Raw genomic sequence first — 20,254 nt, 5'->3', positions numbered from 1 at the left:
CACATATAATTATGAAAAAGATTCTAAATGCTTTATTCTTAACACTGCTTGCGGTGTTTACATTTAGTTCATGTAGTGATGTTCCTGCTCCTTATGATATATTGGGAGAAGGTGATGCTCCGGGAGTCGTAGGAGATGGTACTAAGGAAAATCCATATAATATTGAAGCTGCTCAGCAGAAACAAGATGGCTCTATCGCTTGGGTGCAAGGGTATATTGTAGGAGCAATTGAGAATGTATATGATGATAAAGGTGAATTTGCAGGTAATAAGGCTAGTTTTACTGCTCCTTTCAATATTACATCTAATATTTTGATAGCAGAAAGTCCTGACGAAACTAATGAAAGCAAATGTTTGCCGGTTAAAATAAAGAACGGAAGTGATTTGGCAAATGCTTTAAATCTGAAAGATCATCCGGATAATAAAGGAGGTCTGTTGTTGATTCAAGGTGAGTTGAGCAAGGGCTTTGGAAAGGCTGCGTTGATTAATACAACAGCTGCGGTGTTTAATAATCAACCAATTGGTGAGGAGCAAGGTGGTGAAGAGCCTGAACCACCGGTTGGTAATGTCACATTCTTTGAGGAGACATTTGCTTCAGACAAAGGCTCTTTTACTATCGAAGATAAAACACGTCCTGCTAAGGTTGAAGAAATCTGGAAGTGGGAATCTTATACACCGGAAGCTGGTGGTACTACTAGTACATATATGAAAGCTAGTGCTTTTATTTCTGCAACAGAAAAGGAAGCTTCAGAAAGTTGGTTGATATCTCCTGCTGTAGATTTGACAAAAGCAACAAGTGCTTCATTAACATTTGAGCATGCTCATAAATTCTGTGGCGATCCAACAAAAGAGTTAACTGTATGGGTGAAGGAAAGTACAGCTTCTGCCTGGACTCAAGTTACAATTCCAACATATGGAACCAATTCTGATTGGAAATTTGTTTCATCTGGTAATATTAACCTTTCTAGCTATGTAGGTAAAAATATTCAATTTGCTTTCAAATATATGAGTACTACTTCTGATGTAGGCACATGGGAAGTGAGAAATGTGAAAGTAACAGGAGAAGGTGAAGGAGGTGGTACTGTTGAACCAGGTCCGACACCGATTGAAGGTGAATTAATATTCACAGAGAAGTTTGGGTCGGATGTGGAAGCAAATATATTGGGAAGTACTACGGCTATTGCAAATTTTACTCATTGGGATAATAGTTATTCATATTCAGCTACTACTGCTGATATTCGTGCAATTGCTCATAGAACACCGGAGAATACGGAAGAATCTCGGAAAATAAATAATATTTGGTTCCCTGCTAGTAAAGCTGGTGAGTTTTTAATTAGTGAAATTAATGCAACAGGATATACCAAGTTTATTGTAGTTTATGAGATTGCATCTAATGTCTATAAGACGACAGAAATTGATGATCTGAATCATTTGAAACTCACATTTAATGATAAGGAAGTCACTCCTATTAGTAAAGAAGTTGTGGGTAATGGTAAAGTTAGTGGAATATTTCATGAAATGCAAGTTGAAATCTCGGTGGCTGGAACAGATAATTCCACTTTGAAATTTTCTACTAATGGAACCGACAATGCTTTTGGTATTCGTCTTTATAATATAAGATTATATGCTACTGAAAAGAGTGGTGAAGAGCCTAAACCTGAGGAAGCTGATGGTTCAGAAGCACATCCATACTCTGTGGAAGATGTAATAACGCTCAATAGCACAAAAAAAGGTCCATATTATGTGAAAGCTTATATTGTAGGTTCAGCAAACAATTCAATGGATAAGATTCAGACATCGGACTTTTCTGGGGATACTAATATTGTAATTGCCGACCAACAAAATGAAGCGGATAAAAGCAAGCTTGTTCCAGTACAGTTACCTTCTGGTGCCATACGTACTGAATGGGGATTAAAGACTAATCCTGGCAAACTAGGCAAACAAGTTCTTATACAGGCGAATCTGGAGAACTATTTCAGTGTTCCTGGTCTTAAATCTCCGACAAGTATTGTAGAGGTGGCAAAATAAATTGCTTGTGATACAAAGGAAGAGACTATTCCAAAGGTCTGAACGTTTAAATCTATGACTGTGATTTATGAGTGACAAGATTTGATTTGGATTTTTGGAATAGTCTCTTTTTTTATAGTCAGTTATTACTTAATATATAGGAAGAAGAAAATGAGGAATAGAATGAATGTTGTGTGGCTAGTTTGTATATGTCTATTATTGTCTGCTTGTGATAAAGATGACAATTACGATTCCAATAATTTTGCCACCGGCATCGTAGAACTTCCGGCTCTTCGCAATAGTACAAATGATGTATTCATAACTCACTCTACTACTTTCAACGGGCAGAAAATAACCTCTTTTAGTATGGAATATGATAAAAGTAAGAAACACTCCCGTTGGATTGCCTTTCGATTTGATAACCAAACAAAACAGCAAAATGTAGATCGTAGTAATGAACCGTTTGACGCAGACCCTTCTGTTGCTTCAGAGTATCAGCGTGTACAAGCAGACTTTGGAAGAAAAGGTTATGACCGGGGACATCTTTGCGCATCCGCCGACCGACTTTATTCTCGTGAAGTAAATGAACAAACATTCTATTACACCAACATGAGTCCGCAACGGAATGCATTCAATACAGGTGTTTGGTTAGCGTTGGAAGGGCAAGTACAGGCATGGGGGCGTAGTTGCACAGCTTCGGATACTTTGTATGTGGTAAAAGGTGGAACGATTGATAAAGAAGAACAGGTTAAAGAGTATATAGGCGGTGACCGTAGTAAGCCCGTTCCAAAATACTATTATATGGCTTTGTTGTTTAAGAAGGGAGATTCTTTTAAAGCGATAGCCTTTTGGATGGAACACACCGACAGCAAACCATCAAAAACAATAAAGTTAGCCGACTATGTATTATCTATAGATGAACTGGAAGAAAAGACAGGAATTGATTTCTTTCCCAATCTTAATGATAACTTGGAAAATGCACTTGAAGCCACTTACTCAACAAAAGCTTGGCCTGGGTTAGAATAAATATTACCGTAGATAATAAAGAGTTTCTCCAGTAATACTTTTATAAATGGATATAGTGACCACTTCCCGGCCTTGATTTATTTTGTGAAAGAAATACGTTAATAGTATTCTTATTATATTGTAAATGCATAGATTTGAATAACTTGATGTTATTTTAATCTATGCATTCGTTTTGCGGTATCTTTTTTTAATCCCTATATTTGTCTACATTTCATTTTAATAAAGATAGGCGTTATGGATAGCACTTTCAGAATATACCCGATAGGGATACAGAATTTTGAAGATTTGCGTAATAACAACAACGTGTATGTAGATAAGACGGAGTTGATATATCGTCTGGCAAATACCAATAAGGTATATTTTTTGAGCCGCCCCCGCCGTTTTGGGAAAAGTTTGCTGATATCTACTCTTGATGCTTATTTTCGAGGGAAGAAAGATTTGTTCCAAGAATTGGCGATGGAACGTTTGGAGAAAGAGTGGAATGTCTATCCGGTGTTGCATATAGATTTCAGCATGACAAAGTACACTGCGCTTTCCGACCTTGTGGGGCAGCTAAATCTGAACCTGTATGATTGGGAAAAACTTTATGGAAAGGAAGAAGTGGAAGAAACGCCGGCCGAACGTTTCCGGGGAGTGATTCGTCGTGCTTATGAAAAGACGGGCAAACCGGTAGTAGTGCTCGTTGACGAATATGACGCTCCTTTATTAGACAGTAATCATTTGCCGGAACTGCAAAATGCTCTTCGTGAAGAAATGCGGAAATTCTTCAGTCCTTTGAAAGCACAAGGGGAATATCTACGCTTTCTTTTCCTGACAGGTATCAGCAAATTCAGTCAGATAAGTATTTTCAGTGAATTGAATAACTTGCAGAATATCAGTATGCGGGATGATTATAGCGCTATCTGTGGTATTACCGAGCAGGAATTGCGTACGCAACTGAAAATTGATATTGAGATGATGGCACAGGCCAATGATGAAACCTATGAGGAGGCTTGCATGCATCTGAAACAACAGTATGACGGTTATCATTTCAGTAAGAAATGTGAAGATGTTTATAATCCGTTCAGTTTGTTTAATGCATTTGCTCAAAAGAGTTATGAAAATTTCTGGTTTTCTACCGGAACGCCTACTTTCTTGATAAACATATTGCAGCAAAGTAATTTCGATATTCGTGAATTGGACGGTGCTACGGCTACTGCCGAGCAGTTTGATGCCCCGACGAGTGCTATTACTGACCCTCTTCCCGTACTTTATCAAAGCGGTTATCTTACTATCAAAGGATATGACCCTGAATTTCAGCTTTATACACTTGCTTATCCCAATAAAGAGGTGCGGAAAAGGTTCATCGAATCTCTTATGCCTGCTTACGTGCATTTGCCTGCTCGGGAAAACACATTCTATGTAGTTTCTTTTATTAAGGATTTGCGAGCCGGAAAACTGACTGAGTGTTTGGAACGGATAAGGTCTTTCTTTGCTTCTATCCCCAATGATTTGGAGAATAAACAAGAGAAGCATTATCAGACTATCTTCTATCTATTGTTCCGGCTGATGGGACAGTATGTAGATGTGGAAGTAAAAAGTGCGATTGGGCGTGCAGATGTAGTCGTAAAACTGCATGATGCCATCTATGTCTTTGAATTCAAGATGGATGGCACCCCGGAAGAAGCGTTGGCGCAGATAAATAGTAGAGGATATGCTATACCTTATCAACCCGATCATCGGAAAGTTATAAAGATAGGAGTAAACTTCGACAGTACGACAAGAACTATCGGAGATTGGATAATTGCTGAGGAATAGTAGCTTTAAATACGAATCACTCCATAGTGATTTCACCAATTCCTCTTTCAACCTATCACCACCCCTCTGAAACTACTTATCCATCGTGCTTACAGAACGGTGATAGGTTGTTGCTAACCTATCACCTCATCTATCACCTATCACCGTCCTGAGAACTGTATATTTATTCCCTTTTCGGCTTGATCCGAACCACTTTGTAGACATTCCCCCGTTTGGCATGCAAGGAAGGCACTTGATTCCTCTGTAATATTCTGCCGAACTGAATAATATTGCAATTTGATACATGAATCCTGCTGTCATGCTGCACCTGTTCCAGTATCTCGATGGCGAGAAGTTGCTCGTATTCTTCATCTTCCCGCGCAGCCCGGAAATATTGATGGAATAATTGCTCGGCGATGGGGATGACCTGAAATTCCTGATTGCTTTCGGTCATCAGCTTTTCATCTTCGTGGTCGAACCAGTAACGTTCTCCCCTGTAAATATCATGCATTGCTTGTGCATAAAGTTGTTCATAGTCAATCGGGGAGCAGTCGATGGGGGCGGTTACGTTGATGACGATGTAGCGTCGGCTGCCGGAAGTGTCCGTCAGCAAGTCCTTGTGGTTGCTCGTTCCGATGAATGAAGCGTAGCGGCGCATCTCCTGCGTGGCTGTGCCATGAGGTCGGCGGACGTTGACCACCGGCTTTTGGAGGATATGTTTCAGGAAAGCCTGCTGATGCCCCCCGTTCTGGTCGAACTCGTCCATGTTGATGAGCGCGAAACGGTTCAGTGACAGTTCGGCATCTCTTTTATTGCTGAAATCAATGTGGTCGGTGTAGTATGTCTGCAATTCAGGCGGTAACAGGTTCCGGCAGAAGGTGGATTTCCGGTAGGCTTGCGGGCCGACAAGTAACGGGACGGTGCAGTTTGAATATTTGCGGTCGGTATGACGCCAGTGCGCTACCATGTTCAGAAACCAGCGGTAGAACAGGTCGGGCCAGTGGGCATTGTTGCAAGGGACACGGGCAGCTAGTTCACGAATCCGGTCGCGGCCGTCCCAACGGACGTCCACTCCGAAGAGGAAATCCTCGATAGGGTTGAATATCGGGATACGGTCGGAATCCAGATAGCGGGCGACGTCCCTGTCCCAAAGGCTGAGCCCTTCCAGACGGGCGTTCATGGCAATGCTGTTTCGTACCCGGTTGGTGATGGGGCGGAAGCAGAAACAAAATGTGTTCCGTTCACGATATTCCGTTACGGTGGTCATCGTGTTATAACGAAATTCGTACCGACGTTGCATGAATTCTTCCGTTCGGAGTTCCAGTTCCTGTTCGGTTGATAAGGGGGATTTTTGTCCGAATCCTTTGGCGGCGGTATATATATTCTTTACGGTCTGGCGGACAAGGAACTCTTTCTTCTTGGAGTAGAAATGAGCGATGGCCCAACGGGCGGTTTCTTCTTCTGGTATACCCGCCTGGAAGCAATTTTCCGCAAGGCGGACTAACAGCGGCTTGAGGTCCTCGTCCGAATGGAGATGCAGGTGGGGCTGGAGTTCGCTTAATGACTGGTAAGCCTTGTTCAGGGCGGCTTCGAAGAGGGAGGACAGGGTGTCGAAACTGTCGTAACCCGGAATCAGCCGTTTGAATGGGGATGTCTCCGCCTGTACGGATTCCTTGTAAGTGGTGTCCGACGGCATTTCCAGTGGTTGGCGCATATAAATGACGGTGGCATCGGGATTGTAATAAAGTTCCGGGTCATAGGTCTGTCGGCAGAATTGCTCCAATGTCGGATTTTTAAGTTCAATGGAGTAGGAGAGAGCCGGTTGGTACAGGCTGACTGCTTTTCTGTAGGCGTGAGCCTGGAATATTTCCGCTTCTTCCCGGGTTTCGGGTAGTGAACCGTCCGGGCGGGTGAAACGCAGCCATATTTTAACGGAATATCCGCCGGAGCCCATAAAGGCGGCGAGGGTTTGCGTCAGTTCCGCCGCTTCCTGTTTCACGCGGTTTACTTCTGTCCGGTTTGCCAGATGGTTGACTTCTATTTGCACAATGCCGTTGTATCCGGTCATTTGTGTGCCGTTGGCTGTTTTGCGGAAGTTGGCTGCCGGGATGACTTTGGTCAACCGTTGGGCTTCTTCCAGTTTGGTGTCCGGTGATGCGTAACGAATGTTTGTCCGAAGATTGCTAATCGGGCGGGCTTTCGTCTCATGCTTCATCGCTTCTATTTGTAGGTTTATATCCAGCGTCCGCATGGTTGAAGTCCCGCCGTTGTCCCGCATCAAAGTAAGTTTCATGTCAAGTGTATTTATTGTTTATTATTTATTTGCTCCATATCTCTATTCTTTTCTCAATTTCTTTAGATGGTAGTCTTCCGTTTATTTGCCTGAGCAGTTGGAGTTTCTCACAAGCTTTTTGGGGTGTGAGCAACTTCTCTTCTACCAGTTTGTCAAAAATGTATAGAATTCCGCGGACATTCGTTCCTTCTTTGATTGCGGTTTTGCGAAGTTTGCCATCTCCGGTAAGTAAGATATAACCGTTATCTTGTGCATATAACCAAACGGAACAGTCCTGGATGCTAACGTTGGTTTTATCCTGCATTTTTCGTTGAAAACTTACCAGTTCAATCATTTCGCGCATATCAAACTTTTTAATAAAAAGTTTGTCATAACCAAGTATCTTACTTTTTTGCTCCATTACTTTTAGTTCGTGGATGATAAAGTCTGTCGTGTGGATATGGATAGTTAATGAAAAGAATTCGTCCAACAGGTCTGCCGTGTATAAGTCGATAAAGATATTTGTATCGCTGACTACTACAATCTCCATTATATAAGATTTAATCGGTTACGTACATCTTCAATCGAAATATTCAAGAGAGAAGCTGCTTTTGAAGTTGTTATAATATCACTGGCTATGGCCCTGAATACAAGGCTCACAAAGCGTTTAGGCTTTTTCTCTTGAAATCTTGATGCGGTAACCAATCTCTTAAATCTCTTGTCTTGATTTTTCTTGATGTAGTAAGTGCGGCATCTAGCTTCTGTTATAATGTTGAGCTCTTTGGCTTTCATCATCATGGCGTCAATCGAGATACCATACAGGATTTGTAGGTCTGTCAGTTCATTTAATGATATATCTCTTCTGTTTTCTCCGATTATGCCACTGAAGACACAACTTGGAATCAACATTTCGTTGGCGAAAATGGTGCAGAGTCCTTCTTTTTGCCTGGAACTTAATGCCGGGTCGAAACAGGTATTGAACAAAAGGTGTCCTAATTCGTGCAAAGCAGTCATTCTGCGACGTTCGGATTGTTCGATGTTGGAGTTTAAGACAATGATAGGATATTTATTGTTCACCATTCCACTCAAACCGTCGAATCCTTCCGGTGCATCCACGTCTATAACTTTAATGAAATGTGTTTCCAACATTGCCTGGACATTATTGATGGCATCTTTGCCCAATTTCCATTCTTCGCGGAGACGGATAGCCTGCATTTTAATGTCCTGTGCATTGGAAATGATAGCATTGGAATAGGCAATGGGTTGAAATTTATTCTCCAACCCTAAGATATTCTCTATTTCCAGATAACGTTCTACTTTGTCACGTATCTTTTCCTTTATAGCATTGGTCTCAAATACTTTAACTTTATTCTTTTTCCTGAAACTGACCTCAAATTCGTCCAGTTCAAATAAGAAGGGACGGAAAAAATAGTCCGGGTCTAAGTTTAATGCATTGGAAATAGCTATAAGAACGGAGCTGTCCGGCATCATTTTCCCGTTCTCATATTTGGAAACAGATTGCTTGCTAATCAGATTGCCGATTTTTTCGCAAAGCATATCCATTGACCAGCCTGCCATAATTCGCGCGCTCTTTAAACGTTTTGCAAAAATCTCTTCTATCTTCATATCGGTAACCTTTTATTGGTTTACAAAAATACGAATAATTATTATAATGTCAACCGGTACAACTGTCTTTAATCTCTGAGGCATATAAGATTAATAATATTTAATGTGTTGTACCTGCTGTGATTAGCTTTAATGAAAATCAGATTATTAGGTTCTTTGGTGTTTGTTCTTCATTTGTTTCCTATAGTGAAACACTTGGTTTCAACGCTTGGAACACTTGGTTTCAACGCTTTGAAACTCTAGTTCCAAGCCTTTGAAACTAGAGTTTCAAGCCGCAGAAACTAAAGTTTCACCTGCATGAAACTATGGTTTCCTGCCTTGAAACTGATGTTGTCTCCTGTTGATACTTCTGTTTGCTCGTGGGCTTTGATTTGTATGCCGGCATTGTCTTTGCTGGGGTGGTGATAGGTGATAGATGAGGTGATAGGTTGTCGACAACCTATCACCGTTCTGTAAATGCGATGAATAAGGCGTTTCAGAATGGTGGTGATAGGTTGAAAGAGGATTTTCACTTTTGTATATGGAGAGGAGAATGGGGGATAAGCGAAACTTGCTGAATTTTTGATTAAGCGTAAAGTTTCTATTCAAATTTCATCATATCTGCCAACTGGACAAAATAGTCATTTGACCAGATATCCAGTTCTTTGGTGTTCTTGACGAAAGGTAGCACGTCACTCTTCACTTGATTCATATTTGCCGAAGCCAACCTGTCCTTCAATTGAGTTATGAATGCGTCACGTTCAATCACTTCATTGTTGAACTGGAGGGCACGTTCAGCAAGGTGCGTAAAACCAAGCGGTATGTTATGACGGACATACCACTCGAAATCGTACCAATCACGGCCTTTTACCCGATTCTTCCATGTCCGGTAAACCAATGCGTGCATTTTTCCGGCAAACAGATCCGGAAGAGTGAAGCAGCGAGTCATAAAAGAATGAGGCTGTAAAAGCAGCTTCTGCTCTGTCCTGAAATTCAAAGGAGGCCGGGTATCAACCTCAATTTTTATTTTTATAGATTTATCCGTCTGAAAGGAAATATCATAAACATCCGTGTTGTCTTTCAAAAAAGCAGATTCCACTTTGCCAAAATTCTTTTTGTCTTTCTTCTTAATCTCCACTTCCCTTCCCACAATGGCAAACTCGTCTATTAAGGGTTGAAAGAACTTTGTAAAATCAAATTCGTCATTGGAAGTAAGAAGAGAAAAATCCATGTCTTCGCTAAAACGCTGGAGACCATGAAATATTCGAAGGCAAGTACCACCGTAAAAAGCCGCCACATCAAAAAAACCACCATTATAAAGTCCGGCAAGTATCACTTGCTGGTTTACTTCAAAAGTAGCATTCCGTTTCTGTTGCTCTGTGTATAAATCGTATGCAGAAAGCATATTATCGTAAATATCATTCTTCATTTCTTCAACAATTTTAGTAATGTTCGTATTGAATCGGCTTTTTTGCCAACCTTGATATACTCCTCAAATATTTCAGCATTCATCTGTCTGAAATCTTCCAGTTCCATCCGGATATCTTCTTCCAAATAAGTTCCGGCATCCTTCAGATAACGAAGGTTTACTTTGGGTGAGCTTGCTATCAAATCACACAACGCCTTTTCGGGAGTTGCCATTACAAAAGCATAATCTTCTTTCCGTATACTGGTCAAACCGACCGAAAATGCCTTTTTCGTCATATTGGTATACTCGAACCGTCCCAACGGCGTATCAAAATCTTTGGAATGTTTCAAGGTCATAGACTGCATGGTATATACCGTTTCCGGTATCAAACCGTAATAACGGAGAGCCGATGACATGGAGACATACGAAGGTGCATAAAGATGATTGGCAATTAATTCCGCTGATAAAGTCTTACCTGTTATCTCCGGGTTGCATACATAAAGCCCTTTCTTGAGGCGGATAATTTGCTTGTCCCGCTCAAGCAACCTGACTTTTTGGTTTCCTCTTTTAATATGAGGGAAAAAGGATTCCAAAACAGAAGCTGTTACAGGTATATTGCCTAATCGTTGTAATGGGTTGTTCATAATGCAAATATAGCTATTTTTTGAACACTAAAACTTATAATATATGTTTTTCTGTTCAAAATATAACTGTTCCTTTTGAGGATTAGCTCAAATAGCAAGCGCAATTACAAGAAAAAGATTATTAGAAAAAGAGAAAATTGTTTGCGTTTCTTTGAGAAAGCCGTATATTCGACAATAAGGCATTTTCTAAAAAATATGTGATATGATTCATCTGTTTTGTGTGTGAAAGAACAGAAAGAATTATCGGCTGAAGAGTGTGACTTTTCAAAAAAAACATATATCTTTGCAATACGCTTTCTGCTCATCAGCGTGGTGAAACTTGCGGGAAGCGGTTTTTATTTTTTAGGGAATATGTAAAGTTTCATCTCTCTTACCCGAAATCTAGCGGTTTCATTTCACGGAGAGGTGATGCAACAGATATTCCACGTAAGCGGCTTATATCAACATATCCGTAAGAGATGTGTTATATATAAACGATTGACGTGGATGTCTGTTGTTATCATTATCTTGTGAAAAGGTTCGCTAGGCCTCGGGTAAAGATAATGGTGCAACAGCATTCACGTCTTTCTTGTATCCGGCCGGTTTGTTTGCCCCAAAAACTTAACCTAACCAATCCCCACCCGTCCGAAATACAGAAATCGTGAATGCTCGTTGTCCCACATAAACAAACAATATTCTTTTTTTGAAACACATAAAAAACAAATGCATTATGTCAACATGGATTAGCGTAGAAAAAGCGGCGGTCAAGTATGGATTCAATAAGGAAGTTATCATACTTTGGGCGGAAATGAAAAGATTTCCTGTGGGGTATGGTGAGCCTTCCCCTGTCATTGACGAAAGAAGTTTTCAGGAATTTATAGCTCAGATGAAGAAGGGGATTACGTCCGAATATATCGATACATTAGAAGAACTATGTATTCAGAAAACGAGGATTTGCGATTTGTATGCCGAAATCATTGGCGCTCAAGATAAAGAACTTCTGCGGCAAAGAGAGAAAATAGCCAAGATAGACCAGATACAGGCGGCGATGAAAATGCAGAACGACCGGATAGGGGATTGCAAGAAAGTGTTTACAGAATATGGCGGAACTTTTCGAGACAGTTGGTTGGAGAAACTGCGTAGAAGTTTGAGGCGGTTGTTGGCGGACAGGAAGTCTTAGAAATCCTAGGAGTCTTGGAAGCATTAGGATGATTTGGATTGATTTTAGAGGGATTCGGAATGATTTAGAATAGTTGGGAACAAGATTATAGTAATATATTTTATCTATTCGTTTTACTTTCTTAACTCCGAATATTTCGTAATAGGCGGAAAACCATCTACTTTTATCGCCATGATTGCAGCATTTCGGAAAATGCTGCGTCTAATAAATAAAAAACTAAATCATTCTAGTTATGAAACACAGACTATTACTACTATTGCTATTTATGTTTTCAACGTTAGTAGCGGGGTGGGCGCAAAAAGCCGTAACTCCTTCTTTTACAATCAAAGGCGTGCTTCTGGATTCTCTGACACAGGAAGGAGAACCGTATGCAACTATCAGAATTACAAAGAAAAATGCTCCCGATAAAGCTGTAAAAATGGCGGTGACCGGGGCAAACGGTAAATTCCAGGAGAAATTGAATGTACCGGCAGGCGATTATGTAATCAGCATTTCTTCGATAGGTAAAGCTCCTGTTGTGAAAGACTTCACTTTGAAATCTTCTACGAAAATTGTCGACCTCGGGACGTTGTATTCTTCGGAAGCCAATAATGAATTGAAGGGAGTGGAAGTTGTCGCCCAGAAACCTTTGGTGAAGGTAGATGTGGACAAGATTGAATATAACATTGAAGACGACCCCGACTCCAAGTCGAACAGTATCCTGGAGATGCTGCGCAAAGTTCCTTTGGTGACGGTGGACGGGGAAGATAATGTGCAGGTGAACGGGAGCAGTAGCTTCAAGATACATGTGAACGGGAAGCCGAATAACATGATGAGCAATAATCCGAAAGAAGTACTGAAAAGTATGCCTGCAAATACCATTAAATATATCGAGGTGATTACTTCGCCGGGGGCGAAGTATGATGCTGAAGGTGTAGGTGGCATTCTGAATATCGTTACTGTGGGTAGCGGATTTGAAGGATATACGGCTACTTTCAGAGGAAATGTCACTAACAACGGAGCCGGGGCCGGCACTTACGCGATGGTGAAACAGGGGAAGATGACTGTTTCTGTCAATTATAACTACGATTATAATAATAGCCCGCGTAGCTATTCGGACAGTTATCGCGAAAGCTACGAGCCGGGTGCAAGGGATGAGAAGTTTCTCGAGTCTCAAAGCAGTTCCAAGTCGAAAGGGAGCTTTCAATATGGTAACGTGGAGGCTAGTTATGAGATTGATACGTTGAGGCTTCTGACTATGGCTTTCGGGATGTATGGCAGCAATGACAAGAATAATAGCGACGGATATACGGTAATGTACAAGTCAAATCACGAGGATATCGCTTATCGTTACCGGACAGATAACCATGGGAAAGGTTCATGGTATTCCATGAATGGAAATATAGACTATCAGCGTACTTCCAGAAAAAACAAGGAACGGATGATTACCTTGTCCTATAAGGTAAATACGCAACCTCAGACTAATAATTCTTACAACACTTATCTGGATATATTCCCCGATGGGCAGAAAGATGACTTGGTTGAACGGTTGCGGTTGAGAAACTACCATTCGGATGGCAAGACGAATACGATGGAGCAGACTTTTCAGGTAGACTATACCACTCCGGTTGGTAAATTGCATACGATTGAGACGGGAGCGAAGTATATTTTCCGACGCAACAGCAGCGACAACGGGTTCTATGAAGCGGCAGGCGGAAGCGATGATTATGTGTACAACGAAAGCCGCAGCAGTGAGTACCGCCATCTGAACCATATCCTGTCGGCCTATGCGGGATATACCTTGAAGTATAAGGACTTTTCTTTCAAGCCGGGTGTCCGTTACGAGCAGACCATACAACGGGTGAAATATATTGTAGGTCCGGGCGAGGATTTTCATACGAACTACAGCGACTTGGTTCCGTCTGTCTCTTTGGGGATGAAAATCGGTAAGACGCAAAATCTGCGCGCAGGTTACAATATGCGTATCTGGCGTCCGGGAATCTGGAACCTGAATCCTTATTTTGACAATCAGAACCCTATGTTTATCAGTCAGGGAAATCCGGATTTGAAGAGTGAGAAAAGTCATGCTTTTGATATTGCATATAGCAATTTCAGTGCCAAATTCAATATCAATGTTTCGTTGCGCCATTCGTTCAATAACAACGGGATAGAGAGGGTGAGCCGCCTGATAACCGATGAGAACGGGGAAATCTTTGATGGCGACCCCGGACATCTTGCGCCGGAAGGAGCTCTGTATAGTACTTATGATAATATCGGCAAGAACCGGGATACGGGGTTGGCTCTCTATCTGAACTGGAATGCTTCTCCCAATACACGTATTTATGTGAACGGGCGGGGAAGTTACAGGGATTTGAAGAGCGAAGCGCAAGGGCTGCATAATTATGGATGGAACGCTTCGTGCCATGGCGGCATCCAGCATACACTTCCTCTGAAAATCCGTTTGAGCTTGAACGGTGGCGGGAGTACTCCGTACATCAGTTTGCAGGGGAAAGGTTCCGGCTATCAGTATTACAGTATCGGGGTGAACCGTTCGTTCCTGAAAGAAGACCGTCTTTCTTTAAATCTCTATTGCAGCAATGTTTTTGAGAAGTACAGAACGTACAGCAGCCATACGGAAGATACTAACTTTATGTCGAAAAGCAACAGCAGGTATCCCAGCCGTTATATCGGCTTCAGTATCAGCTATCGGATTGGTGAACTGAAAGCAAGCGTGAAGAAAACTGCCCGGAGTATCAGTAATGATGATGTGAAAGGTGGTGAAGGCGGTGGAAACACCGGTGGCGGAGGTGGTCAGTAAGGCTGCCACATCCACCGGTCGGAGTTTCTTTCTGGGGGTTATTTTCTCACATCCTGTTTGTTGGTATTAAAACCCAGCTTTGTCAGTCCCGCCTGTACGTCGGGGTGGCTCATGAAGAGGTTCCATAACAAGCCTGTGCGATAGTTTTCAATCATGACGGCGATAGGCCCTTGGTCGATGGCAAGGTAACGTTGCGGATACCAGTTGTCCGTTTCGCTGAAAGCGTCGTAGAATCCGAAAGGGCCGAATACTTTGTCGCCCATATTATAGAGGTGGCGCATCACTTGCATGGAGTATTCCGGCGTGTAGACGATGGATGAAAGTGCGGCGGTAGGAGAGATGACACCTTTGTCGTCCTGCTCGTTCGGTGAGTGGGCGGCATATCCGTCTACGGAGTAACTGGCAGTCAGTCCCCAGCAATCGGGGCCGAAACCTTTGTAATGTTTGGGGTTGCGGATGCAATAGGCACGGTTTACTAACGTCAGGTTACGCATTTCGTGGAAATAACTGGGGCAATATTCATCTTTCAGCCCCACAGGGTCGAGTCCGAGGAAAGAATATTGTGCCCAGAAAAGCGGCCCGGCTTCCGTCCCCTGATAGCGGAGATGCAGTTCGATTCCTTCCACTTTGTGTGGGGAGACGATGGCGCCGTTCTGTGCCCATCCGTCGTGGTAGACGGCGGCAGGTACTCCGTGCGTCGGCGAAGCGGCAGCAAGAATATACATAATCATGCATTCGTTGTAGCCATGAACGGGGAAATCCATTTCCCAACCATACGTAGGACTCCAATGCCAGTAGAGCACGTTCTGTCCACCTTTCCGGTACCAGTTCCAGTCAACGTCACGCCAGATTTGGTCGATGCGTCGGGCGAGCGTTTTTTCTTTCTCGTTTCCGTTTACGTAATATTGGTGTACGGTAAGAAGTCCCTGGATGAGGAAGGCGGTTTCCACAAGGTCGCCGCCATTGTCTTTCTGTCCGAAAGGTTTCACCTTTCCGGTGTCGCCATACCACCAGTGCGGATAAGCTCCGTGAAAGCGGTCGGCCTTCTCGAGAAAGGAGACGATGCGCTCCATGCGTGCCAATCCTTCTTCACGGGTGACATAGCCGCGGTCTATTCCGGCAAGGATAGCCATGATGCCGAAGCCGCTGCCGCCGGAAGTGACGACGTTGGCGTCGTCCTGCGGATATACGCCGTCTACATGATAGCGTTCGGGGGCAAGACCGCTGTTCGGTTCCGCACCTTCCCAGAAGTAGAGGAACGTCCGTCGCTGGACGGTATCCATCAGGGCGTCGTCCGAGAGTGAGTCGGTGACGGCGGAAAGGTTGTCGCTTTTGCTTTTCCCCTTACAGTTCTGGAAGGTCAGGGCTACGGCGGACAGGAACAGCAGCATGAGAGGGAGTGCGCTCATTTCTGCGAGTCTTTTATATTTATTGTTCATAATCAAGGTGATAATTTATTAGATTAACGTCAGTTCGATATAAGCCTGTACTTTTCGATTCTCCTCCTTCAGGAAGGAGGAGTCCCCGTAGGGGGAGGTGGTAGGTGAATTTGTAGGTCTATATATTACTGAATAACAGACTACTATATTTACCTACCACCCCGTCCTTCGGACACCCCTCCTTCCCGAAGGAGGGGAAGCCATGCGGGCAAACTTATATCGAACTCACGTTAGATTAGGCATGGTAATCCGTGCCTAAGAGTTTAGTTCAACGTAAATTTCGCCGTTTTCACATCCCGGCTGTTGGTACCTATCATCACTTCAAAGTCGCCCGGCTCGGCTACCAGTTGAAGGTCATAGTTGTAGTATCTCAACATTTCAGGAGCAATCTTGAAACGGACAATCTTCATTTCTCCCGGTTGCAGGAATATCTTTTCAAAACCTTTCAGTTCCTTTACGGGACGGGTGCTGCTGCCGACTATATCGCGGATATAGAGCTGCACGACTTCCGAGCCGGGCCATGTGCCGGTATTGGTCACTTCCACTGCTGCGGTCAGTGAACCGTTCATGTCCATGCTGGAGTGGCTGAGGTCAATGTCGCTGTAAGAGAAAGTGGTATAAGAAAGCCCGTAGCCGAACGGATAAAGCGGGTCATTGTCCACATCCAGGTAGTTGCTGCGGAACTTCTCGAACCATTTGCCTTCTTTCAACGGGCGTCCGGTATTCTTATGCGCATAGTAAAGAGGTATCTGACCGACGTTCTTCGGGAAAGTCATTGTCAGTTTGCCGCCCGGATTGACGTAGCCGAAGAGGGCGTCGCCGATGGCATAAGCTGCTTCACTGCCTCCGAACCATACATTCAGAATGGCAGGCACGTGTTCCTGTTCCCAGTTCAGCGTAAGCGGGCGGCCGGTGAATAGTACAAGTACTACCGGTTTTCCGGTTTTTACTAATTCTTTCAACAGGTTCTGCTGTACATCAGGGATATTCAGTTCTGTACGGCTGCTGCTTTCACCGCTCATTTCCGAAGATTCTCCAAGCGCTGCGATGATAATATCCGACTGGCGGGCTACGTTCAGAGCTTCGTCCAGCAATTGCTGGTCGGTGCGATTATCGCGATTCAGTGAACGGCCGAACATCGTTGCCCGTTCTTCGTAAGCGGCATCGCTAATCAGGTTGCTACCTTTGGCATACATGATATTCGCTTTTTCGGCAGTCATCTCTTTCAGTCCCTCTACTAATGAAGGGCAGCGGTCGAGCACGGCAGCTACGCTCCAAGTACCCGGCATATTGCTGCGGCTGTTTGCCAGCGGACCGATAACGGCGATATTTCCTTTGGGATTGAAAGGCAGTAACGGATTTCCGTTCGGGTTCCCGTCGGGGCTGTCGTTTTTCAAGAGAACGAAACTTTCGGCGGCTATTCTGCGGGCTGCGTCACGGTGCGCTTTCGTAAAGATGTCGCGTGCCGGACGTTTCGGGTCGCAATATTTATAAGGATTGTCAAACAAACCGAGTTTGTATTTCGCTTCCAGGATGCGGCGGCAGGCGGTATTCAGCGTTTCCATAGAAACCTTGCCTTCCTGGACGGATTTCTTCAGCGTGCCTACAAAGCCTTCGCTGACCATATCCATATCCACTCCGGCATTGATGGCACGGGCGGATACTGTCTGAAGGTCGCCGATGCCGTGGTCTATCATTTCGGAGATTCCTGTATAGTCGGTTACGACGAAACCGTTGAATCCCCATTGTCCGCGCAGGATGTCCGTCATCAGCCATTTGTTGGCGGTGGCAGGTATTCCGTCCACTTCGTTGAACGATGCCATCACGCTGCCTACACCGGCTTCGACGGCTGCTTCATAAGGCAGCATATAATCGTTGAACATCCGTTGGCGGCTCATATCCACGGTGTTGTAGTCACGTCCCGCTTCGCCTGCCCCGTATAGGGCAAAGTGCTTCACGCACGCCATGATTTCGTCGTTGCGTTGCATGTTCTTTCCTTGATAGCCGCGTACCATTGCTTCGGCAATCATGGCACCGAGGAACGGGTCTTCCCCGCTTCCCTCGGATACACGTCCCCAGCGGGGGTCGCGCGAGATGTCCACCATCGGGCTGAATGTCCATGAGATTCCGTCGGCACTGGCTTCTACGGCTGCGATACGGGCAGACTCTTCGATGGCTGCCATATCCCAGGTGCACGACAGGCCGAGCGGGATGGGGAACATCGTCTCATATCCGTGGATGACGTCCATGCCAAACAGTAACGGAATACCCAGGCGGGATTGTTCGACCGCCTGTTTCTGTACTTCGCGTATCTTCTCCACTCCTTTCAGGTTGAACAGTCCGCCTACTTCGCCTTTCTTGATTTTGGCGGCAATATCGCTGCTCTTGGCTTGTCCGGTGGTAATCTCTCCGGTGACGGGAAGGTTTAACTGCCCTATCTTTTCTTCCAATGTCATTCTTCTCATCAGGGCATCGATGAAGCGGTTCATGTCCTGTGGCGACTTTTGTGCCGCCACGTTCAGGAATCCTGCCAGAAGTAACAGAATGACGTAACTTAGTTTCTTATTTATCATATTATTATACTTGTTTTATTGATAATCCGGATTTTGTACCAGTACTCCTTTGGACTTGTCTATCTCGGTCTGAGGCAATGGAAGCAAGGCGTTCTTGTCCTGATAATTCTTGCCGGCTGCCTGCAATACTTGTTTGGCGATGCCCCAGCGGACCAGGTCGTAGAAACGGTCGAACTCAAGTCCCAGTTCCACGCGGCGTTCGTGGCGGATGGCTTCACGCAGTTCGCCTTGGTCGGTAGTTGTTACTTTGGGCAATATGTTGCTATTCGTACCTCTGGCACGTGCACGTACCTGTTCGAGGTAGTCTACCGCTTCGCCGGGGATACCTTTTTCATTGGCGGATTCGGCTCCCATCAGCAATACGTCCGCATAGCGGATGAGGCGGATATTTACCCAATAGCCTTTGTTGGTGTATTCCTTACGCAGGGCTGGGTCGGTGTAGGCTTTTTTATTGAAATAGGCTCCCATAGCCGGAGAAACCGGAGATTCGCCGTAAGGTTCGTTGGTATTCTCGGGGGTAATCGGCTCGTCGTCCGAATGACGGAAGTAGAGCAGGGTGGCGTTTTTACGCGGGTCGCCCTGTTCGTAGGCTTGTGCCATATATTCTGTCGCCATGTGCCATCCCCATCCCAAGTCCCATTGACCTGCTCCGCGCACACCTTGTACTTCGCAGAACTGGCTGCCGATAACATCGCTTTGGGGAAGAGCGGCGGTGGCGGTACATTGCAGTTCGAATACAGAACCGCCGTTGTTTTCGCCTTCGTCCGTAAATATCTCGTTGTACGGGGTTTTCAGGTTATAAAGCCCTTTCTTAATGACGTCGGTAGAGGCTGTGTACATATTGTTCCAGTCGTTGCGCATCATATAGGTACGCGCGTGAAGCGAACGTGCGGCTCCCCAAGTGAGGCGTCCGAGGTATTCGGTGCTCCATGTTTCCGGCAGTGACTCCTCGGCAGTTTTCAGGTCGGTGTCAATCTGCTCGTAGATTTTCTCGACGGTTGTTTTCGGAATATTGGCTTCCGAAGCGTCATTGATTTTGTAGGTCACGAGGGGGACTTCGCCGAAAGCTCTTACCAGATTGAAGTAGCAGTAGGCACGGAAGAATGAGGCTTCGCCTTTGTTGATGATATCTTCGGCTTCCGTTTGTCCGGCTGTCTCTTTATCTGCGATGGATTCGAGAATGTCATTGCACTGGTAGATGATGGCATAATTCTGTCCCCAGTAGGCGCCCAGCAGACCGTTGTTGGCGGTATATAGGAAGTCGTCGTACATTTCCGCTACGTCGGAACCGTCGCTGGCTATACTTCCCTTTTCCGAATCTTCGGAACGGAAGCAGTGGATGGCGAATGCGGGAGGACCGGCAGTGATGTTGTAATTACGCATCATCGTGTAGACATTGTAAATCTTACCGTTGACGAGCGCATTGGGGTTGTCGTCTTCGGTGAACTGTCCTTGCGGACTGCGGTCGAGAAAGTCGCTGCAACTGCCCAGAAACAGCGTGGCGGCGGCAATAAGAGCTGAAAATATATATTTATCCAGTTTCATATGA

14 protein-coding genes are annotated in these 20,254 nt (G+C 44.5%); 5 read left to right on the top strand and 9 right to left on the bottom strand.

The window, feature by feature from the left end; translation table 11 throughout:
* The first annotated feature begins 11 nt into the window (after positions 1-11).
* From AB5443_RS12420 to AB5443_RS12410, 3 genes are all read left to right on the top strand, one after another.
* The gene (locus AB5443_RS12420; RefSeq protein ID WP_368113631.1) at positions 12-2,027 is read left to right on the top strand and encodes a DUF6359 domain-containing protein; all 2,016 of its coding nucleotides are present in this window, start codon (positions 12-14) and stop codon (positions 2,025-2,027) included.
* Positions 2,028-2,177: 150 nt separating this feature from the next.
* A complete protein-coding gene (locus tag AB5443_RS12415; RefSeq protein ID WP_368113630.1) occupies positions 2,178-3,032 on the top strand; it encodes a DNA/RNA non-specific endonuclease in 855 nt (284 codons plus the stop codon).
* Positions 3,033-3,266: 234 nt separating this feature from the next.
* Positions 3,267-4,829 (top strand): ATP-binding protein, encoded by a 1,563-nt coding sequence (locus AB5443_RS12410; protein WP_368113628.1) that lies wholly within the window; start codon positions 3,267-3,269, stop codon positions 4,827-4,829.
* 163 nt (positions 4,830-4,992) lie between these two features.
* Here AB5443_RS12410 and AB5443_RS12405 read toward each other — a convergent pair whose 3' ends face one another.
* From AB5443_RS12405 to AB5443_RS12380, 6 genes are all read right to left on the bottom strand, one after another.
* Entirely contained in the window at positions 4,993-7,101 is a 2,109-nt protein-coding gene (locus tag AB5443_RS12405) for a BT4734/BF3469 family protein (protein WP_368113627.1), read from the bottom strand.
* 25 nt (positions 7,102-7,126) lie between these two features.
* Positions 7,127-7,630 carry a hypothetical protein gene (locus AB5443_RS12400; protein ID WP_195406781.1) on the bottom strand — a complete coding sequence of 168 codons (504 nt, stop codon included), beginning with the start codon at positions 7,628-7,630 and terminating at the stop codon, positions 7,127-7,129.
* Positions 7,630-8,706, bottom strand: coding sequence for a helix-turn-helix domain-containing protein (locus tag AB5443_RS12395; protein ID WP_368113626.1), 1,077 nt, complete (start codon positions 8,704-8,706; stop codon positions 7,630-7,632). Before AB5443_RS12395 ends, AB5443_RS12400 begins: the two co-directional genes overlap by 1 nt.
* 281 nt (positions 8,707-8,987) lie before the next feature.
* Positions 8,988-9,218, bottom strand: a complete 231-nt coding sequence (locus tag AB5443_RS12390; protein WP_368113624.1) for a hypothetical protein — start codon at positions 9,216-9,218, stop codon at positions 8,988-8,990.
* Positions 9,219-9,286: 68 nt separating this feature from the next.
* Positions 9,287-10,114, bottom strand: a complete 828-nt coding sequence (locus AB5443_RS12385) for a nucleotidyl transferase AbiEii/AbiGii toxin family protein (protein WP_368113623.1) — start codon at positions 10,112-10,114, stop codon at positions 9,287-9,289.
* Positions 10,111-10,737 (bottom strand): hypothetical protein, encoded by a 627-nt coding sequence (locus AB5443_RS12380; protein WP_277132726.1) that lies wholly within the window; start codon positions 10,735-10,737, stop codon positions 10,111-10,113. Before AB5443_RS12380 ends, AB5443_RS12385 begins: the two co-directional genes overlap by 4 nt.
* A gap of 709 nt (positions 10,738-11,446) precedes the next feature.
* Between AB5443_RS12380 and AB5443_RS12375 the strand changes: the two genes are divergently transcribed.
* Complete coding sequence (locus AB5443_RS12375; RefSeq protein ID WP_368113622.1) at positions 11,447-11,896, top strand: hypothetical protein; 450 nt, start codon at positions 11,447-11,449, stop codon at positions 11,894-11,896.
* Between the two features lie 232 nt (positions 11,897-12,128).
* Positions 12,129-14,693, top strand: coding sequence for an outer membrane beta-barrel family protein (locus AB5443_RS12370; RefSeq protein WP_195406784.1), 2,565 nt, complete (start codon positions 12,129-12,131; stop codon positions 14,691-14,693).
* 38 nt (positions 14,694-14,731) lie between these two features.
* Here the strand turns inward: AB5443_RS12370 and AB5443_RS12365 are convergent, their stop codons facing one another.
* From AB5443_RS12365 to AB5443_RS12355, 3 genes are all read right to left on the bottom strand, one after another.
* On the bottom strand, positions 14,732-16,132 hold the full coding sequence (locus tag AB5443_RS12365; protein ID WP_368113621.1) for a glucoamylase family protein: 1,401 nt from the start codon (positions 16,130-16,132) through the stop codon (positions 14,732-14,734).
* Positions 16,133-16,395: 263 nt separating this feature from the next.
* Positions 16,396-18,705 (bottom strand): beta-glucosidase BglX, encoded by a 2,310-nt coding sequence (gene bglX, locus AB5443_RS12360; RefSeq protein WP_368113620.1) that lies wholly within the window; start codon positions 18,703-18,705, stop codon positions 16,396-16,398.
* Between the two features lie 15 nt (positions 18,706-18,720).
* Positions 18,721-20,250, bottom strand: a complete 1,530-nt coding sequence (locus tag AB5443_RS12355) for a RagB/SusD family nutrient uptake outer membrane protein (protein WP_022139036.1) — start codon at positions 20,248-20,250, stop codon at positions 18,721-18,723.
* Between the last annotated feature and the right edge of the window lie 4 nt (positions 20,251-20,254).

Source organism: Bacteroides sp. RTP21281st1_H5_RTP21281_210402 (assembly GCF_040918965.1).
GTDB classification, from domain to species: Bacteria; Bacteroidota; Bacteroidia; order Bacteroidales; family Bacteroidaceae; genus Bacteroides; species Bacteroides congonensis.
Note: the sequence above shows the minus strand (reverse complement) of the source record. Positions and strands in the feature narration are given on the sequence as shown.